Here is a 16,613-nt window from a genome sequence, read left to right as displayed (position 1 = left end):
TGACGCTCGGAGGGGGGCTTGTTGGTGTACGGGGTGGCGGCTGGCCTGATGTGTTGCTGGTTCGCTGAGAGGCGGGGTGGGTGGCTGCGGTGGGGAGGCCGGGGTGCGTGAGCTGGGGGTATGTGTTCTGTGTGGAGGGCGGTTGAGCTCGTTGTAGGTGTCTCTAGCGTGAAAAGGCTCGGTTGGCGTTTGGGCTGGTCAGGGCTGTTTGGTGCTGGCGGGTGGTGGGGTTAGCGGCCTCGGGTGCGGGGGCGGTGGTGGGTTTCGGCGAGGTGGTCGAGGCGGATGGCTTCGAGTGATTGCTTGGTGATGCGTTCGGTGCCGTCGCAGATGGCGGTGATGGCGGCTTGGCGGATGAGTCGGGTGAGGCTTCCGATGCGGCCGGCGGTGCGCTGGTGTAGGTAGGGGGCGTGGCGGGGGAGGGTGCCGTTTTTGTGGTGGGTGAGGTCGAGGGCGTTTTCGATGTCGGTGATGACGTCGCGGAAGGGTTCGCGTGTTCCGTGGCGGGCGGGGAGGGGGCCGCAGGCGATGAGGGTGGCGCGTCCTGCGAGCTGGGCACCCCGGGTTCCGCTGAAGAGGGGGGTGTCGGGGAGGTTGATGCCGGCGTAGACGAACGTGGCGGGGAGGCGTTCGGTGAGGTCTTTGAGGAGGTCGGCGGCCTGGCTACCGGTGGTGGTGCGGGGGTTGAGGCGGTGGATTTCGTCGATGAGGACGAGTTGGATGCCGGCGGCGGTGTAGGTGTGGCAGACGGCGTCGGTGATCTGGGTCTGGGTCATGCGGGTGGTGGTGGGGATGCCGAGGTAGCGGGCGAATTCGGCTGTGAGGGTTTTCGCGGTGGCGCCGGGTGGGACGAGGACGTACGCCACGGGCACGGCGGGGTGCGCCGTGCCGGGCGGGGTGGGGTTTTTGCGGGTGTGGGCGAGGTGGCAGGCGCGGCCGACGTGGAGGAGGGCGGTGGTTTTGCCGGCTGCGGCGGGTCCGGTGACGATCAGTGAGGGCCGTGCGGTGGTCTGCTGGTGGCGGCCCAGGATCATCAGGGTGCGGACCTGGGTGGCGAGGGTGCTGATGGCGGGGGTGCGGATGGTGACGAACGCGGAGTGGTAGGCGAGGCGTTCCTCGGTGTTGCGGGGCGGGGCGCCGGGGCGGGGCGGGACGGGTGGGGCGGTGGTGGCGAAGCGGTGCCAGCCCTGCCAGGTGGTCAGGGGCCAGGACGGCTCGGCCGTGCCGCCGCCCCCGTCGGCGGTGGTGCTGGCCGGTGCGGTGCTCTGGGGGCGGGGGTTCACCACTTGTCGGCTTCCTCGTATGCGTCGTAGAGCCCGAATCCCGTGTAGGGGGCGGGGAGATCTGTTCCGTCGTCTTCGGTGTCGGGGTGGTCGTCGAGGTCGTCGATGCTGTCGTCTTCGTCCCACTCGGTCGGGTTGTCGGCGCCCGGTGCGCTGTCGTGCTGCGGGTCGCGGGCTGTGGGGAGGGGGACGTGGGTGGTGCGGGCCAGGAGGGCCTGTTCGGTTTTGGTGGCGTGGCCGCTGTGGACGCGGCGCATGAGCTGGTCGAGGGCGTCGGTGAGGTCGGCTTCGTATTGCTCGGCGTCGCCGCTGTTGCCGTGCAGGGCGAGTGTTCTGATGTGCTGCCAGGTGCGGTCGTCGAACGGCTGGTGGACGTGGTCGCGGTGGATCCACGGGATCTCAGTCAGCTCGCCGTCGGGCAGGCGGACCCAGATCTGGCGGACGTCGTGCGGGTTGTGGTGGATTTCCCATTTCCCGCTGCGTGCCGTGATGGGGGAGGGCTGGCCGCGGTAGGGGGCGAGGAGGTCCGCGTCGTAGGTGCGGTGGTGGATGCGGATGCCTGAGGCGGTGATGGCCTGCCAGCGCACGGGCAGCAGTTCGAGGTAGTCGTGGCCGGTCAGTGGGACGGGCACGTGTCCTGCGACGGCGACGAGCGCGGCCCACATCTGGTTCGGGGTGAGGGCTTTGCGGGGCATCAGTGGGTGGCGCAGGCCTTCGTGTGGGCGGTGGTGGTAGTGCACGAGCCATTCGTCGAGGAGGTCCTGCAGCTGGGGGACGCTGTAGCAGGCATCTTTCTCGGTGTCGGGGCCGCGGCGGGTGACGTCGGATCCGGTGTAGCCGGGCATGTGCTGGCAGTACAAGTGGTTGATGGTGCCGAAGGCACGCTCGACGATGCCTTTGGCGGTGGGAGCGAACGGCGGGGCGGGCTGGACGCTGATGCCGAGACTCTCGCAGGCGGCCGTGAAGGCCCGGGAGACGAAAACTTTGCCCCGGTCGACGATGATCGTCTCGGGCAGGACAACGGGCCGGGCCGCCGCCCCGGCCAGGCGCTCGTCCAGCGTGGTCAGCTGCTGGTGGGGGAGCGCGGGGGCGTGGTCCATGCGCAGGATGCTCGGCCAGGTGGGGCGGGCGGGGTGCGGGACGGCCATCTCCGCCAGCAGCAGGGCCGCGTCGACGGCTTTGGTCGCGCTGGGGCACAGGACGGCGGCGAGGATGGCACGGGTGGCGACGTCGATGGCGATGGTGAGTTCGGGGCGGACGAGGGTGCCGTCGTCGAAGAGGGCGAGGACGTCCAGACGGGTGGTGTCGACCTGGACCTGCTCGCCGGGCCGCAGGGCCGTGGTGGGGGTGAAGGCCCGCCCGTCGAAGCTGGCGGGAATGGGCCGGACAGGTCCGGTGGGCAGTTCGCCGGGGCGGGCGAGGGCGGTGACGAGCCGGTACAGCGTGGCCTGGGACGGCGCGGGCACCGTACCGGGCCCGTGCCGGTCTTCAAGGATCTGGTTGATCAGCGGAAACAGGCCGTTGATGGTGCCTTTGGAGCGGCCGCGCCGGCGGCGCAGCGCTTCGCGGACCGCGGCGACGATTCGTTCGTCGGCCCGCCCAGTGGGACTGGGAGCGCGCGTGCTGCGGTGGTCGAGGAGCCCCCACAAACCTTGTTTGCGGTAGGCGAGCCGCATGCGCTGCACCGTCGTGCGCGACACCCGGCCGAATCCGAGCGCGGTCAGTTCCTCGGCCTTGGCCTGCTCGCGCTCGGCCAGCGTGTGCCGCTCGGGGTCGTACTGCGGCCGCACGGTTCCTTCGCTACCGGGCCCGCCGGCAAGCCCGCACTCGACTTCCCGCACGTGCCGCTGCCAGGCCAGTGCCTTCTCGCGCGCCGCGGCGGGGGCGGTCTCGAACAGCCCCCACTGCGGGGCCGCTTGGGGTACGCCGGCCCCGATGACGGTGAAGCCGGGGTCTGCGAACAGGTGCCCGGTGAGCACCACCTGGCCGCCGCCGTCCGGGCCGAGGAGGTGGATGTCGTGCCCGGCCAGGGCGACCACCTGCCACTTCACCCCGCGGAACCGGACGTGAGCTCCGACCTTCACGGCTGGCCGGGCATTGCGCCGCGCGCTCATCCGGCACCTCCCGTCGTTCCGGGGCCGCTGCAGTCCGGCGGGCCGACGAGGATGCGTTCGTGCAGTGGTGTTTCCAGGTTGGTCGTCAGCTGTCTGTGCCACAGGGCGTTAAAGACGGCGGGCAGGACCTCGATCGGGTCGCCAGCCGCTTCGGCGCCTTCCAGCAGCGGCCGCGGCCGCGCGAACGCATCGAGGACTGCCGCCGTCAGCCCGGGGCGGCCGGCGTTGCGGGGGTGGCGGTAGCCGGCCAGCCATTTCAGGTTGGCGGCCAGGACGTCGTCGAGCGGTGGGAGACGCCGGTAGGTCCAGCCGATCTGCGCGCACGCTTCCGTCACGGCTTCGGCGGCCTTCATCGCGCGTTCGCCGCCGGCGTCAGGGTGGCTGGGGCAGTCGGCGAGCAGGGCGGTGCCGTCGGCGTAGCGGGCGAAGATCTGCGGCACCCAGGAACGGTCCTGCCCGCGGGGGGTGTGCCACAGTAGCCGTACCGGCCGCCCCGCCAGGGCGGTCACGTTCGGGTCGCGGTCCAGCTTCATCAGCTGGGTGCGCATCGCGTTCGAACCGGCGGCCACGTGCCGTCCGGTGGTGGCCGACCACCACAGGCCCGGTCCCCACCGCCGCCCCGGGATCACCGGGAACGCGGACACCGGTGCCAGGTCCTCGAATGCCACGGCGAGGGCGGCGTCCGCCCACCGCTGCTGGACCACCTGTCCGACGGGGTCGAGAAAGACCGCCTCGAACCCGGTAGGGCGACCGGCCGCCACCCGCCCTGCCCGGCTTCCTGGCCCGGCCGTATCTGCGTTGATCACCTGCTTCAGCCAAGCCGTATCCGCCTGCAGCGACCTGGTTTTGGGGATTCCTGCCACGAACGGGTACCGCGTGCGCTAACGGTTGACGAGCCCCCTTCTGGCGGCTGCTCCGCGCTTCCCGAAGCGGGTCTTCAGCCGTCGTCTTCCTGGCCGGCCGTCAGCATGTTCATCAAGGCATCGGGAGACATGTCCGCCCACTGGGCGACCTCTTCCAGGGGCATCCCGGCGTTCACCGCGGCCAGGGCGGTCCGCTTCCAGGCGTTCTCGATCAGACCGGCGCTATGGCGGAGGCTGCGCAGAAGCTGCCGGGCGACGTCGGCGGTGGGCCCAGTCTGCGCTCCGCGCAGCTGGAGCAGCTGTTCCTCGGCGCTCTCGATCGCCCGGGTGATCAGCGCCCGCTGCTCGGCGGGCACCGCAGCCCGCCACATCCTGCCCGATCCGGGCGCCTTCTTCTCCTTGCCCAGCACCCTCAGCTGCCCGGCCATGGTCGTGCTCTGGTGCTCCTGGCGCAGCCACCAGGGATCGTTGTCGTATCCGGGGGGTCCGCCCGCGCCGCGGCGCAGGCGGATGACGCTGCCCATCCAGGAGGTCAGCGGGCCGCCGTAGTCGGTAGCCGCCAGCGGCCCCAGCCACGGCCGGCCGACCCGCTCACCGAGCCGGCGGCAGAACATCCCGTCGGCGGGCAGCGCCCGCGGCTGTCCAGCGCCGCTGTCTGCCCACGCCAGCTGGGCCATGGCCGGGTCCAGCAGAGCGTCGGCGACGGTCACCACCTCGGGGAAGACGACCGCGTCCCGCCCCACGATCCGCCACCGCTCTAGATCATCCCCGGCGTTTCCGCCCGCGACCTGGTGCAGGCGCCGCGGCCAGATCGTTTCCTGTTCCCAGTGCAGGGCCTGCTCCCACCATCGGGCCACCACCGCGTGCGCCAGGGCGAACACCCGCTCCGGCTCGGCCCCGGCCCGCGCCGCCCGCCGCGCCACCCCGGCCCACCGCCGCTGCGCCGCCACTACCTCCGGCAGGCCACGCAGGTCGAGGTGCTCCAGTGGCTGGTTGGCGTCCGCGTCCAGCAGCCACCGCCCATGCCGAACACACGCCCGCTCCCACCGCGGCGCGTACCGCACCACCCGCACGGCCGTTCCCGTGCGCCGGGCCGCGCACAGGCGGCAGCCGAAGGCGACCGGCCCGGCGACCGCGCCGCCGGTCCGCCACGCCGCCGCCGGCACCCCGTTCTTTCCGGCCGACAGCTTGGAGTCCTCCTGTCCCCAGGACGGCAACGCCCGGGCCAGGACGTCTTCCTCGACGCCGCACAGGCCTGCCAGGAGCTGCCGTCCGGCTGCGTTCAGCAGCACCTCGGCGTCGGCCCGCGCGCCCCCGCCGTCGTGCCCCGGCGGGTAGTTGCGCCACTGCCAGCACGACCGCAACGCCTTCGCTTCCATCCCATAGCGGCTCGCGGTGCGGCAGATCAGCGACGCCGTCGTCTCCCCGGCGAAGGGTGCTACACGGAAGATCCCAGGAGGGAGACTGCCGCCCTGGACCATCCCGTCGGCGTCAGCCATGTCGGCTGTATTCCCCACTCTCTGCTCCTGGCGGATCCGGCTGTCTGCGGCCACAGCGCCGGTCTGGGCGGGCGCGGAGCCAGGGTGTGTGCCGGAGACCGCGTGGTGGCTGACGCGGATACGGGTGAAGCCGATGCCCCAGCCGACGTGGCGTGGGGATCGGCTTCACCCGGGGCTGGTGCGCCAACACCGGCCCTCCCTGCTGCGGTGGTTGGAGCCAGTAGCAATCAGGGCAGGCAGGCCGTACGGCTGCCTGTGATGAGAAGTCTGCCTCCCTAGGCAGGGAGACTATCGAAGCCAGAAGGCACAAAACTGAATCAATGCAGGTCAATGCTCTGCCGTAGGTTTCCTTCAATCGGGTGAAGGGGCTGACTGAAACGTACCTGTTGCACGGTCCCAGACCACAACCCCACCTGCCCTGACCTGCGTCTTTACTGGCTTTTCGGTGTACTCACGACTGTCAGCCAGCCGTGGTAGGACGGCACGCAACGCTGTGACCTGCACGTTTTTATCTGTCCGGGCCATCCCGGGCCGCTTCGGCAGGCCCGACATCGTCGTGGACGGCACTCCCTTCATGAAGAAGTGCACATTGGCGCGCTGGTGAGGCAATTGCTTGACGGCCTCCCAGGAGTGTCGTAGGGGCTGGGAAACTGTGCCGCAGTAGCAGCCCGTTCGTGCGCTGGGAGCGCCAACTCCCGCTTGACGCACGCCTGGGCCACAGGTTGGAGCCAGATAGCACCGTCCGGCGATCGGCAGGTCGCCGGACGGTAGTCAGGAGAATGTTGATGGGCAGCAAGCCCTCTGCCGCGCCGAATTCCGCGGCCGTCGCGTCGGTGTCGTCCGACCACGTCGTGAGCTGCGGTCGGTTCGGGATGCCGCACGCGTGCGTGATCATCGCGTTCGTCGTCACTGCGGCCTTCCTCGCTCCTCGCCCGCACACCGTCCAGGACGTCCTGCAGTTGCTTGCGGGAGCGGGCGGCATCGGCGCTGCGATCGTCGCCCTGGCCGTCGTGCCGGGCCGCGGCGCGGGCCGTCTCAGCCGTCTCGTGCGCGCCTACTTCAGCGCCGGGAACTGAGGCGAAGACCATGGGACGCCGTGAGAACCCCGTCGACCGCACTGTGCCGGAGAATGCGAAACTCGCCGGCTTCTTGCGCGCACGCCGGCACAACGCCCAGATGACCTACAAGCAGATGGCCGCACGAAGCGCAGTGGTGTCGGCTGCGACATTCGAGCGCGCTGCTTCCGGTGCGGTCGTGCCGTCCTGGGAGACTGTCCAGGAGTTCATTCTTGCGACCGCCGGCGAGGGCGACTTCCACCCCGAGTTCTTCATGGACCGTGCCCGCCAGCTCTGGATCAGAGCCCGACGGGCCACGCGGGCTCCCTTCTACGTCCGCCAGGCACCCGATCCCACGCTGCTGTCCAGTCTGGCAGACCTCGTGCGCGCACTGCGACACCAGCATGTGTGGGCCGGCTACCCAACGCCCGGCGAGATGGAGCGCATGTCCGGGCCCGGCATCCTGCCCCGGCCCACCGCGCGTCGCATCATCGAGGGCGACGCGCTGCCGGTCGACCCGCAGCAGGCCATTGCTTTCCTGAAGGCCTGCTACGTCGTCAGGGCAGCGGAACTTCAGCCGTGGCTTGCCTCGGCGGTCCGCATTCTGCGGGACGTCCCGTCACGCTCGAGGAGCCTGGACAGCTGGGTCCGGGCCCACGAGCAGATGGTCTGGCAGGCTCAGACCGAATCGGCCGCACAGGCCCCACCACCGCCCTCCCAGGACAGACGGGCCGCATAGAGGCCCCCGAAGAGGCAGCGAGGCCGGAGGGAAGACGGAGGGTCTGGGGCAATCCGATCTCGCGTGCTGCAGACCCGGGCCGGTACTGCCGAAGCCCGAGGGCGCCCCTTCCCAGGGGGCAACTGTGCCACCAACCGCCGTTTACGGGATCCGTACGCGTTTGGTACGCGAAACGTGCGCTTCACGCTAGGGTCGGGACTGGAGGTGCTGCATGTCCGAGCTGTTCGACGCGGTCGACGCCCTGGTCGCGTCCCGCTCCCCGTTGCCGCCCCCGGCGGAACGCAAGCGGCTGCGCCAGGCGCACGGGCTGACGCTGGACGAGGTGGCCGCCGCACTGCAGGTGCGGCGCGCGACGGTCAGCGGCTGGGAGGCCGGCAAGACCGAGCCGCGGCCACCGGAGCGCGACGCATACGCCCGCATGCTCAAGCAACTAGCCCAGCTCTACCCCGCAGGCGCGCCGGTGCCCCCTGAGGAGACGGCGATCCCCGAGACGCCTGCCGTTCCAGCCGCTCCTGCGCCATCGGCAGTTGAACCGGTCCAAGCCTGCACCGCACCCACAGGCCCGGCTACGGAGCCCGCGAACACTGCACTTCGCCCCGCTGCCCCTGCCGCTGTACCGCGCCCGGCGGTCACGTCAGGGCCTTCTTCGCGGCGCCCGGCCGCGAAGAAGGCCGCCCCCGCCAGCACCCCGGTGGGCGGTGCCGATCCGCGTTTCGAGAACGGGCCGCTCGCGGTCGTCGACGTCGAGGACGGTCAGGCGTACGCGTACTGCGTCGGCGGCCTGGTCCTGGACGTACCGGCGAAGTCGATCCCGGCCCTGGTGGAGTGGACGCTGCGCGAGGCGAAGCTCGGCCAGCCGAAGTTGTCCGGGCCGGGCAAGGATGCCGACCCGCTGATCGTGCTGACCGAGGCGGCGTGCGAGTACTACGGCCTGCCCGTCACGCTCACCCAACAGGAGCGCCTGGCCGGGCGGCTGCCGGAGGGCCACAAGGTCATCAAGCAGCTGACGCGTGCCCACTGGCAGCTGACCAAGCGCGGCTTCGGGCCGTGGGCGAGGATCTACCGCCCCGCGCAGGGCGCGGAGCGCTCCTGCGTGCAGTTGTGCATCCCGTCGTGGGACGCGCTCGACACCCGGCACTGGGCCGACGCCGGGCAGTTGCCGCCGGCGGACCTGGCCCGGCTGCTGAGCACGTATGCGGCCCGCGTGATGACGCCGCGCGGATCCACCGCCGTGACCGGTCTGGAGCTGATGACCGCCCTGCACCCGCCGACCCGCGCCTCCGAACCGGACGCGACGGGCAAGCGGCACTCCGAGCACAACCCCAACTCGCTGGGTAAGGATCCGGTGGACTGCGCGCCGTGCGAGGCACCCGACGGGCACCCGGTCCTGGCGGACCTGCCGCGCTTCCACCACCGCACCCCGGCCGAGGTCCTGGTGGAGGAGGCGTACGACTGGGCACGCCCGCTCACCGACGCCGAATGCCTTCGCCTCCACCTTGTGGGCATCGACGTGAACATGGCCTTCGCCGCCGGGGCGAACGGCCTCACGGTCGGCCTGGGTGCGCCGACGCACGTCAAGAACCCCGTCTTCGATCCGAAACTGCCCGGCTCCTGGCTGGTCGACCTGAGCCACGTCGACCTGTCCCGTGTGAAGCTCGCCAAGCAGTGGACGGACCTGGACGGCGAGCTGCTGCCCAGTCCGTTCACACCGAAGGGCGAGCGCCCGACGGGTCCGGCCTGGTACGCCACGCCGACCGTGGCGTACGCGGTGGAGCTCGGCTACGACGTCGCGCCGATCGAGGCGTGGGTGCGCTACGACAACGGCCGTTACCTGGACGCCTGGTACCAGCGGCTGCGCGATGCCTACCTCGCCACGATGGCCGACCTTGGCGTGCACGCGGACATGCCGCCGGCCGACTTCCTCGCGGCCATGGACGGCTACCGGCACCGTGACCCCCAGCTGGCGATCGTGGTGTCCGCGATCAAGGCGACCGTGAAGGGCGGCATCGGCAAGCTGCGCGAGCGCCCGCGCGGGGAGGGCTGGAAGCCCGGGCAGCCGTGGCGGGCCCTTGCCCGGCCCACCTGGCGCCCGGACATCCGCGCCGCCGTCATCTCCCGGACCCGGATCAACATGCACCGCAAGATCGTCAAGCACGCTGCCTTCACCGGTCAGTATCCGGTGGCCGTCCTCTCGGACTGTGCCGTCTACGCGTCCGACGGGCCGTCGCCGCTGGACTTCCTGCCCTACCGGGACGGCAAGCCGCTGCCCGGCGGCTTCAAACTCGGAGTGAACCCGGGCCTGGTGAAGTGGGAAGGCACCCAGAGCGTGCTGTGGGGCGAGGGGGTGCGCGAGCGGTTCAACGCCCCGGAGCTCAACCTCGCCCGGTACATCAAGGACGGCACCGTCACCGACCAGGACACCGGAGAGTAGGCGGAGCGCGATGAGCATGTTCGGGGACGGCCTGGACGCCGCGGTGCAGAGGGCGTTCACCCGCCCGGTGCCCAAGAGCGCGCCCGCGCAGATGCGGTACCTGGTCAAGCAGCTCAAGGGCACCAAGGCGGTTGCCCAGATGCTCCGGATCTCCCAGCGCACCGTAGAGCGGTACGTGAAGGACCAGATCAAGAAACCGCGCCCAGACCTCGCCGCCCGGCTGGAGCGCGAGGTGAGGGCCCGCTGGCAGCCGCAGATCCGGGCGAAGGCCCGCGAGAAGGCGGCGACCATTGGCGGAATCGTCATCGACACCCGCGCCCGCCTCGGTTACACCGCGCCGATCGGGTCGACGGACCAGGACCGCATCCGGCACCTGACGGTCGCCCTGCCGCCCCGCTACGCCGCCCGCCTCTTCGACGCCCAAGAGCGGGGCGCCAGCGACCAGCAGTTGCGGGAGATCGCCGCCGAAGCGCTCAAGGAGGTGTACTTCCAGGACGGTGGCCGCCGTGCTGGCAGCCTGGAAGAGGTCCGCTTCACCGATATCGAACACCTCGACTTCGAGCTGTAGCCCCCGAGCAGCGAGCTCCGTCGACCACATGGTGTGACTGAGCACTTCAGTTGGCCAGTGAGTGCTCGAGTTGGCCGGCTGAGCGTTCAGTAGACGTCATGACACATCACGCCGTACGAGCGCCTTGGCAACCGGCGTACCGCTGCGCCGCGCGTATGTCATCCGTTCGCGCACGTCGCGCAGCGTTCGGGGCCGGTATCCGGGTCCGCCGCAGCAGCTCTTGTGGAAGCCCACGCCTGCGTTCAGCAGCACGGTGAGGGCCCGCCATGCCGCGACGTCTCGCCGCCGGGGCGCCGCGAAGGCTGATCCTGCGTGGATCATCGGCTTCGCACAGCGCGGACAGATCCGCTGCCTCGCCCTGTCGTGGGGCTGCTTGTACGAGACCCGGCAGGAGAGGCAGACGTACGAGGTTTTCCCATTGGCCACCTGCTCAGCTTAAAGATCGCTCAGGGAGCTGGCCAGCAGTATTTCGTGCGCTGGAGACCTCGGCTGGGATGGATGAGTCCGTCCCGCTCAACTGGCCAACTGAAGTGCTCAGTCACACATGGATGTGGCTGAGCACTTCAGTTGGCCAGTGAGCAGCCGACTTGGCCGATTGAGCGTCCGGGCTGGCCCTGAGGTGTCAGCCCGGACGCCAGGGCGCAAGCAACTGGTGTCCCCCTCAGCTTCCGTAGGTGACGAGCAGGATGAAGCCAACACCGAAAACCGCGAACAGCAGTAGGCAGCCGAGGAACTGCCGAGCCTGGGCTTCCGATCGCGCGGCTTCGTGCCGGGCGATGCCCCGGGCCACTCCTCGCGCGATCTTCTCCTCGTCGTCCACGTCCGCTCTCCTCATGTCAGGCGGTCACGATCCGTGGCAGCAAACCACAGGTCACCAGTTCCATCGACAATCACCTGGGCGGTGCAAGGTCATCGGTGTGCGGGCAGCTGCACTTCGGACAGCCGCGAGGCGTCGCCACTGATCGGACGTTGTGCTCAACCGGCCAACTGAAGCGCTCAGTCACAATGGACGCGCCGGTCGGACTGTGTGGTGGGGCCCCGGGCCGGCCGGGGGTCCGGTCGGCCCGATGTACCCCTGCCTCACGTCACGGCCGGGACCAGCACGGCCAGCAGCGCGATGAACAGCGTCATGACGCTGAAGAACACGAAGCCGCCGCGACCGATGGCCGTGGAGACCGACGAGCCCCCCTCGCGGGAGACGCTGTAGCCGATCAGACCTGCGACGGCGGAGACGGCCGCGAGGGCGACCAGAGCCAGAAGAAGGATCAGGAGGTTCTGCACGCTCACACCGCACCCCGCTGCTGGTGCCCGCGGGAGACGGCCTTCGTGTGCAGCTCCTCCGGGATCCAGATCCGGCGCTCGCGGGCCGCCTGGTACAGGGCCGTCCTGAATCGCGACCTCCGCTTGCGGACGGTGGCGCTGGTGAGCTTCAGCCGCTCGGCAATCTCGGAGTCCGGGAAACCCATGACCGTCAGGCGCACGACCGCCTGCGTCTCCGGCGCCTGCTCCTCGAGGATGTCCTCGAAGTCCGTGCTGAACACTTCCGACTCGATCTCGTAGCTGGTGGCCCGCAGCAGCCCGCCGATACCGGCATCGTTCGCGGCATCCTCCGTGAGGTCGTACACGGCGTGCAGCCGCGCCCAGCTGACCCGCTGCCTGGCCCACCTCACATACGCGCGCCGGAAGACCCACACGCACTGGCCGATGAAGTACGACATCAGGCTGCAGGCGCCGCGCGGTCCGTTGTAGTCCGCCGTCCAGCCCCGCCCGCTCTGCAGGTCGCGGCGGAACTTGCGCATCGCCTCGGCGAGCACGTCGACCATGATGACGTCCCGCTCCGCACTGCTGCTACGCAGCAGCAGCATGTCGTCCTCGTGGACGAAGAACTTCCAGCCGCGGCTCTTGCACTGCTTCAGGGCGAGCCGGGCCAGCGTGCCCTTGCGGAGCATGCCGAGCAGGATCGGCTCGGCCTCCCGGTACAGCTCGATCTCGAACACCTCGTAGGCCAGCCCCTCGAACCCACCGCAGGCCAGCTCCTCGATTCGCGCGGCGTCCTGCTCGATTCGCGCCGTACCTTCCCCGCCCAGCACCGCGTCGATGGTCTCGACGATCTCTGCATCCACACTCATGGCATAAGCCCCCTCGTCGTGGTCTGCCCCCGATCCCCGACGACTTCTTTAAGTCGCGCGAGTGAGCTGCGGAGCAGATCGCTTGTTGTACGGGCTTATGTGCAGGGGAAGTTGGCGAACGTGACACGCCAGCTGAAATATTTTTTCCGCGAGGCTCAAAAGCAATCTGCGGGTCCGCAAATGCTCCACGGACCCGCAGTCGAAATCTTGCACCCGGCATTGACTGGACGAGCGCAGGCCCTCACCCTGTACCAGGGATCAGGACCGTGCTTTGACGATCAGCCGGCGTGTTCACACCCACTGCATGCCGAGCTCCCGTAGCGCGTTCAGCTGGTCCTGGGTGAGCTTGTCCCGCCTCGACTTGGTGTTCGAGATCCATACGCCCAGCTTGACGCTCACCGGCTCCGTCTCGCCGTCGATCGTGATCTCTTCGCTGTGGCCCCTTGGCACCGGCCGGTGGGCGCCTTCCCGCTCCACCCATTGCGCGAGGGCCGCCAGGCCCCGCTGGAATGCCTGCTGCGCCTTGCCCTGCCCCTTCGTCGCACCCTTGGTGGCCGGGGCGGGAGACGGCGCCTCCACGGGCGTGACGCCCAGCTGGGACAGTCGCTCCTGCTGCTCGGGCAGGAGCCGCGCCCAGGTGGTCGGCTGCTTCTGTTGCTGGAGCCATCGTCCGATGTCGTCGCCGTCCATGAGCACGCCGGGTGCGATGTCGGGCAGGTGGCCGTCGGCGTCGACGAGGTCGGTGAGGACGCGGTAGTGGCGTTGCCAGTCCAGTGGCCACGGGCAGTCCCAGTCCTGGTCGATCTCCGTGAGCTGCGTGGCGCGTACGGCGGCCCGCTCCGGGTCCTTGCCCAGGCCGTTCTTCGCGCCCTTCCGCCGGAGGTTGGCCATGTGCTGCCCGACGGGCACCATCGCCTCGCCCTCGCCCCACAGCGCGTCCTGACGCGGCGCGAGGTGCCCGGTCGCCCGCCGGTACGACCGGAGCGCGGCGAGCTTGGACTCCCACGCTTCCTCGCCCGGCTCCCAGACCATCCCGGCCTCCGGCGCGTCCAGGAGGACCTTGCGCCGGTCCTCCAGCTCCCCTGCCCGCAGTGCCTTGCGCTGCTGGTGCACCCATCGGCCAAGCGGAAACGCCTTCGTCGCCCCGACTTCGACCTCGACGTCGTAGGGCACGGCGTAGACGCCGGTGATCTCGTTCTCCGCGCGCCAGCGGATCAGGGCCTGGTAGCCCTCCAGCCACACCAGGGACTCCGGGCGGTAGACCCGGGTGCGCAGGAAAGCCGCGATGGTCGCCGCGTCGCGCGGGCTGGAGAAGTGAAGCAGGGCCGACTCGGCAGCGGCGTCGGTGTCGTCCTGCTCCTGGTCCTCGCCCTCGCCCTCTGCGCCGGCCCCGACGATCCGCCCGTCCTCATCGCGCTGAAGGTGGACCTTGCGCTTGCCGCTGGTGAGGGCGCGGGAGGCGAGCTGCTCGACCAGGCGCTCATCATGCGAGCGCAGGCCTTGCAAAACGGCTACAAGGGGGCGGAACGAGGCGCTGGCGACCATGTCGGTGGGGTCCTCGCCGGGCTCCAGGAACACCGGCACGATGATCCTGGCCACCTTCGTGCTGCCGTCCTTGTTGAGCCTCAGCGCGCGACCGATGTTCTGCACGATCTCCACCTGGGAGCCGCGGGTGTCCGCGAAGCAGACGGCCTCGACTCCCCGCTCGCCGGTGATGTCCACGCCTTCCCCGAGCACGCGAACGCTGGCGAGGAAGGCGCGGTGCACCCGGCGCCCGGCGGCGTCGATGCCGTTGGCGAACTGCCTGATGACCTCGCGCCGCTCGGTCACGAGGTGGTCGCCGCACAGCCACGCCGACCACACCCGGTCCGGCGGTACGTGGCGGCCGGCCTCGAGCTCGTAGAACTCCGCGTCGATGGAGGACTTCGGCAGCTTGTCGGCGGCGGCCAGGTCGTCGTCGGTGGCGTCGTTGACGTACAGCTCGGCAGCGGTCTGAGGCAGCTTCTCCGCGAACGCCGCGGCCTCCTCCACCTTCTGGTGGAACGTCATGACGGTCTTGAGGTTCCACTTCGCCGCGTGCTCCAGGAGCGCGGTCTGCAACAGCGCCAGGCGTCGGCCGCGCCGTGCTTCCTCGGACTCCCCGAGGACGGGGGAGGGGTCGCGGATCTCCAGGACGTCGATCTCGAACCCGGCGAGGATCTCCCGCTCGATCGCCTCCGAGAGCCCGAGCTCGGCGAGCCACGCGCCGTAGGTCCCGTTCGGGTCGTCGGCCATGGTCGCGATCTCCAGCTCCTGGCCGTCCGCGCCCTTCTGCGGGCGGGCCGCGGCGAGGATGCGCGGGGTCGCGGTCAGGTAGAGCCGGAAGTCCGCCGGGATCCGCTGGTTGTCGTGGATCGCCGCCCACGGACGACCAAGATCACCAGCGGTGCCGTGCGCCTCATCCACGATCGCGAGGTCGAAGCCGTCCATGCGCTGGCCGTAGAGCCGGTCTCCGCCCGCCAGAGCGGCCTCCAGCGGCCCGCGAACCTTCCGCTGGCCCTCGGGTGCGTCGATGTCCTCGCGGTCCACGAGAGAGGCGTACGTGGCGAACACGACGACCGGCCCATGCCCGGCCCACAGGGCCAGTTGGATCGGGTTGGTGGTGGTCCGCACGCCCAGCTCCTTGAGCACCGGGTCGTTCTCCAGCGAGCACACCGCGACCATCGGGGCTCGGTGCCCCACCGCCCGCCACGCCTGGGCGGTCTGCGCGAGCAGGTCCAGGGTGGGCACGGTCACGAGGATCCGGCCGTCCGCGAAGCTCTCCAGCGCGCACGCGGCGGCCGTGATCGTCTTGCCCGAGCCGGTCGCTGACACGATCGTGCCCCGGGCACCCTGCGGGGGCACAGATGACCTTGAAGGGAATCCCACCCACCTGCGAAACGCGGAGCGCTGATCGACCTGGTGTTCCTTGAGCTGAATCGCCGACATTTACTTACCTCCCCGAGCGGTCAATTCCTGTGGTCTTTCAGAGGGCCGCGTGCGGAATGCAGGCCGCGCCCAAGTTGTTCCAGATCGACGCATCCGCCTTGTGCCAGCCGCCCGGCTTTCCGTCCTTGAACGGCGGCTTGTCGTCCGGGTCGTAGTGCCCGGCCTCACGCGTGCAGACCACGACACCCCCGTCCGCGTTCCGCGTCCGGGCCGTGCACAGACCGCCGGCCTCACCCAGCGCCTCCAGCACCTGGCGCCGCGCCGTCGTGTGCGGATGGGTGCCCGGCAGCACGGCCTCCCGGACGAACCTCTCCAGCCGCACCAGGTCGGCCCGCTCACGCTGCCTCACGTCCGCGATGTGTACGGCCAGTTCAGCGGCACCGGACGACCGGCCGCCGCGCCGGGGCCACTCCCGGTCCGCGATGCCCACCAGGGCCTCGCTCACGGCCGTCACGCCGTCATCCCAGCCGTCCGAGAACAGCGGGCCCCGAGAGGCCGGCGCCATGCCGCCCAGCTCCACCACCTGGCACTGCGCCCCAGCGACCGCCCCGGCCTCCAGTGCGGCCACCAGGTCGTCCGCCTCGCTCGCGGGCACTCCCTGTGCCTCCAGGAGCGCGAACACCTTCAACCGGGCGTTCACGCCCGCCGTCTGGTACTGCGTCACCCGGCGCACAGAATCGCTGCTCAGCGCGGGATCGGGTCCGGTAGATTCGTGGTGACCGGTCATCTACGGTCGTTCCTTCGGAATTCTGGGGAGTTCCCGGCTGGTTGGGGGGTGTCTCGTGTTTCCGCCAACGGTACATGCTGCATCAACCTGATGCACGCGGTACACTAGAACCCACACGAACGAGCGACCCCCACTCCCTTGTAGCCAGCCCGGCCCGCGACAGCGGGCTCCAAGGTTCTGGAGGCGCAGCCGGAAGGACCGTCAGGCGGGGGAGCGCCATGCGCTCCCCAACTTCCTT

Annotated in this window: 14 protein-coding genes; 4 read left to right on the top strand and 10 right to left on the bottom strand. The window is 70.2% G+C overall.

What is annotated here, in order from left to right; translation table 11 throughout:
* Positions 1-230: 230 nt before the first annotated feature.
* From ACSLTV_RS34995 to ACSLTV_RS34980, 4 genes are all read right to left on the bottom strand, one after another.
* Positions 231-1,202: a TniB family NTP-binding protein gene (locus ACSLTV_RS34995; protein WP_435613615.1), complete on the bottom strand. Its 972-nt coding sequence runs from the start codon at positions 1,200-1,202 to the stop codon at positions 231-233.
* 77 nt (positions 1,203-1,279) lie between these two features.
* Positions 1,280-3,397: a Mu transposase C-terminal domain-containing protein gene (locus ACSLTV_RS34990; RefSeq protein ID WP_435613614.1), complete on the bottom strand. Its 2,118-nt coding sequence runs from the start codon at positions 3,395-3,397 to the stop codon at positions 1,280-1,282.
* Positions 3,394-4,101 (bottom strand): TnsA-like heteromeric transposase endonuclease subunit, encoded by a 708-nt coding sequence (locus ACSLTV_RS34985; protein WP_435613613.1) that lies wholly within the window; start codon positions 4,099-4,101, stop codon positions 3,394-3,396. Before ACSLTV_RS34985 ends, ACSLTV_RS34990 begins: the two co-directional genes overlap by 4 nt.
* Positions 4,102-4,334: 233 nt before the next feature.
* On the bottom strand, positions 4,335-5,759 hold the full coding sequence (locus ACSLTV_RS34980) for a DNA-binding protein (RefSeq protein WP_435613612.1): 1,425 nt from the start codon (positions 5,757-5,759) through the stop codon (positions 4,335-4,337).
* A gap of 785 nt (positions 5,760-6,544) precedes the next feature.
* Here ACSLTV_RS34980 and ACSLTV_RS34975 point away from each other — a divergent pair.
* From ACSLTV_RS34975 to tpg, 4 genes are all read left to right on the top strand, one after another.
* Positions 6,545-6,835, top strand: a complete 291-nt coding sequence (locus tag ACSLTV_RS34975) for a hypothetical protein (RefSeq protein WP_435613611.1) — start codon at positions 6,545-6,547, stop codon at positions 6,833-6,835.
* Between the two features lie 100 nt (positions 6,836-6,935).
* Positions 6,936-7,553, top strand: a complete 618-nt coding sequence (locus ACSLTV_RS34970) for a hypothetical protein (RefSeq protein ID WP_435613610.1) — start codon at positions 6,936-6,938, stop codon at positions 7,551-7,553.
* Positions 7,554-7,764: 211 nt separating this feature from the next.
* On the top strand, positions 7,765-9,984 hold the full coding sequence (tap, locus tag ACSLTV_RS34965; protein ID WP_435613609.1) for a telomere-associated protein Tap: 2,220 nt from the start codon (positions 7,765-7,767) through the stop codon (positions 9,982-9,984).
* Between the two features lie 10 nt (positions 9,985-9,994).
* Positions 9,995-10,552: a telomere-protecting terminal protein Tpg gene (gene tpg / locus ACSLTV_RS34960; RefSeq protein ID WP_069974927.1), complete on the top strand. Its 558-nt coding sequence runs from the start codon at positions 9,995-9,997 to the stop codon at positions 10,550-10,552.
* A 96-nt stretch (positions 10,553-10,648) separates the two neighbouring features.
* Here the strand turns inward: tpg and ACSLTV_RS34955 are convergent, their stop codons facing one another.
* The 6 genes from ACSLTV_RS34955 to ACSLTV_RS34930 all read right to left on the bottom strand — a co-directional run bounded on the left by ACSLTV_RS34955 (position 10,649) and on the right by ACSLTV_RS34930 (position 16,375).
* Entirely contained in the window at positions 10,649-10,978 is a 330-nt protein-coding gene (locus ACSLTV_RS34955; protein WP_435613608.1) for a deoxyxylulose-5-phosphate synthase, read from the bottom strand.
* Between the two features lie 235 nt (positions 10,979-11,213).
* Positions 11,214-11,372: a hypothetical protein gene (locus ACSLTV_RS34950; RefSeq protein ID WP_190047202.1), complete on the bottom strand. Its 159-nt coding sequence runs from the start codon at positions 11,370-11,372 to the stop codon at positions 11,214-11,216.
* Positions 11,373-11,632: 260 nt separating this feature from the next.
* On the bottom strand, positions 11,633-11,833 hold the full coding sequence (locus tag ACSLTV_RS34945) for a hypothetical protein (protein ID WP_203232971.1): 201 nt from the start codon (positions 11,831-11,833) through the stop codon (positions 11,633-11,635).
* 2 nt (positions 11,834-11,835) lie between these two features.
* Positions 11,836-12,681 (bottom strand): RNA polymerase sigma factor, encoded by an 846-nt coding sequence (locus tag ACSLTV_RS34940; protein WP_435613607.1) that lies wholly within the window; start codon positions 12,679-12,681, stop codon positions 11,836-11,838.
* A 291-nt stretch (positions 12,682-12,972) separates the two neighbouring features.
* Positions 12,973-15,648, bottom strand: a complete 2,676-nt coding sequence (locus ACSLTV_RS34935) for a Helicase associated domain protein (protein WP_435613606.1) — start codon at positions 15,646-15,648, stop codon at positions 12,973-12,975.
* Positions 15,649-15,685: 37 nt separating this feature from the next.
* Positions 15,686-16,375 carry a hypothetical protein gene (locus tag ACSLTV_RS34930; RefSeq protein ID WP_435613605.1) on the bottom strand — a complete coding sequence of 230 codons (690 nt, stop codon included), beginning with the start codon at positions 16,373-16,375 and terminating at the stop codon, positions 15,686-15,688.
* Between the last annotated feature and the right edge of the window lie 238 nt (positions 16,376-16,613).

Source organism: Streptomyces sp. bgisy159 (genome assembly GCF_965341775.1).
Classification (GTDB): domain Bacteria; phylum Actinomycetota; class Actinomycetes; order Streptomycetales; family Streptomycetaceae; genus Streptomyces.
The sequence above is the reverse complement of the archived record's forward strand: the minus strand, read 5'-3'. Positions and strand labels throughout refer to the sequence as shown.

What these genes read in the sequence shown, in the direction of transcription:
- ACSLTV_RS34990 (WP_435613614.1), bottom strand. Translation starts at nt 3,397, where the DNA reads ATGAGCGCGCGGCGCAATGCCCGGCCAGCCGTGAAGGTCGGAGCTCAC.
- ACSLTV_RS34980 (WP_435613612.1), bottom strand. Translation starts at nt 5,759, where the DNA reads ATGGCTGACGCCGACGGGATGGTCCAGGGCGGCAGTCTCCCTCCTGGG.
- ACSLTV_RS34975 (WP_435613611.1), top strand. Translation starts at nt 6,545, where the DNA reads ATGGGCAGCAAGCCCTCTGCCGCGCCGAATTCCGCGGCCGTCGCGTCG.
- ACSLTV_RS34970 (WP_435613610.1), top strand. Translation starts at nt 6,936, where the DNA reads ATGACCTACAAGCAGATGGCCGCACGAAGCGCAGTGGTGTCGGCTGCG.
- tap (WP_435613609.1), top strand. Translation starts at nt 7,765, where the DNA reads ATGTCCGAGCTGTTCGACGCGGTCGACGCCCTGGTCGCGTCCCGCTCC.
- tpg (WP_069974927.1), top strand. Translation starts at nt 9,995, where the DNA reads ATGAGCATGTTCGGGGACGGCCTGGACGCCGCGGTGCAGAGGGCGTTC.
- ACSLTV_RS34940 (WP_435613607.1), bottom strand. Translation starts at nt 12,681, where the DNA reads ATGAGTGTGGATGCAGAGATCGTCGAGACCATCGACGCGGTGCTGGGC.
- ACSLTV_RS34935 (WP_435613606.1), bottom strand. Translation starts at nt 15,648, where the DNA reads ATGTCGGCGATTCAGCTCAAGGAACACCAGGTCGATCAGCGCTCCGCG.
- ACSLTV_RS34930 (WP_435613605.1), bottom strand. Translation starts at nt 16,375, where the DNA reads ATGACCGGTCACCACGAATCTACCGGACCCGATCCCGCGCTGAGCAGC.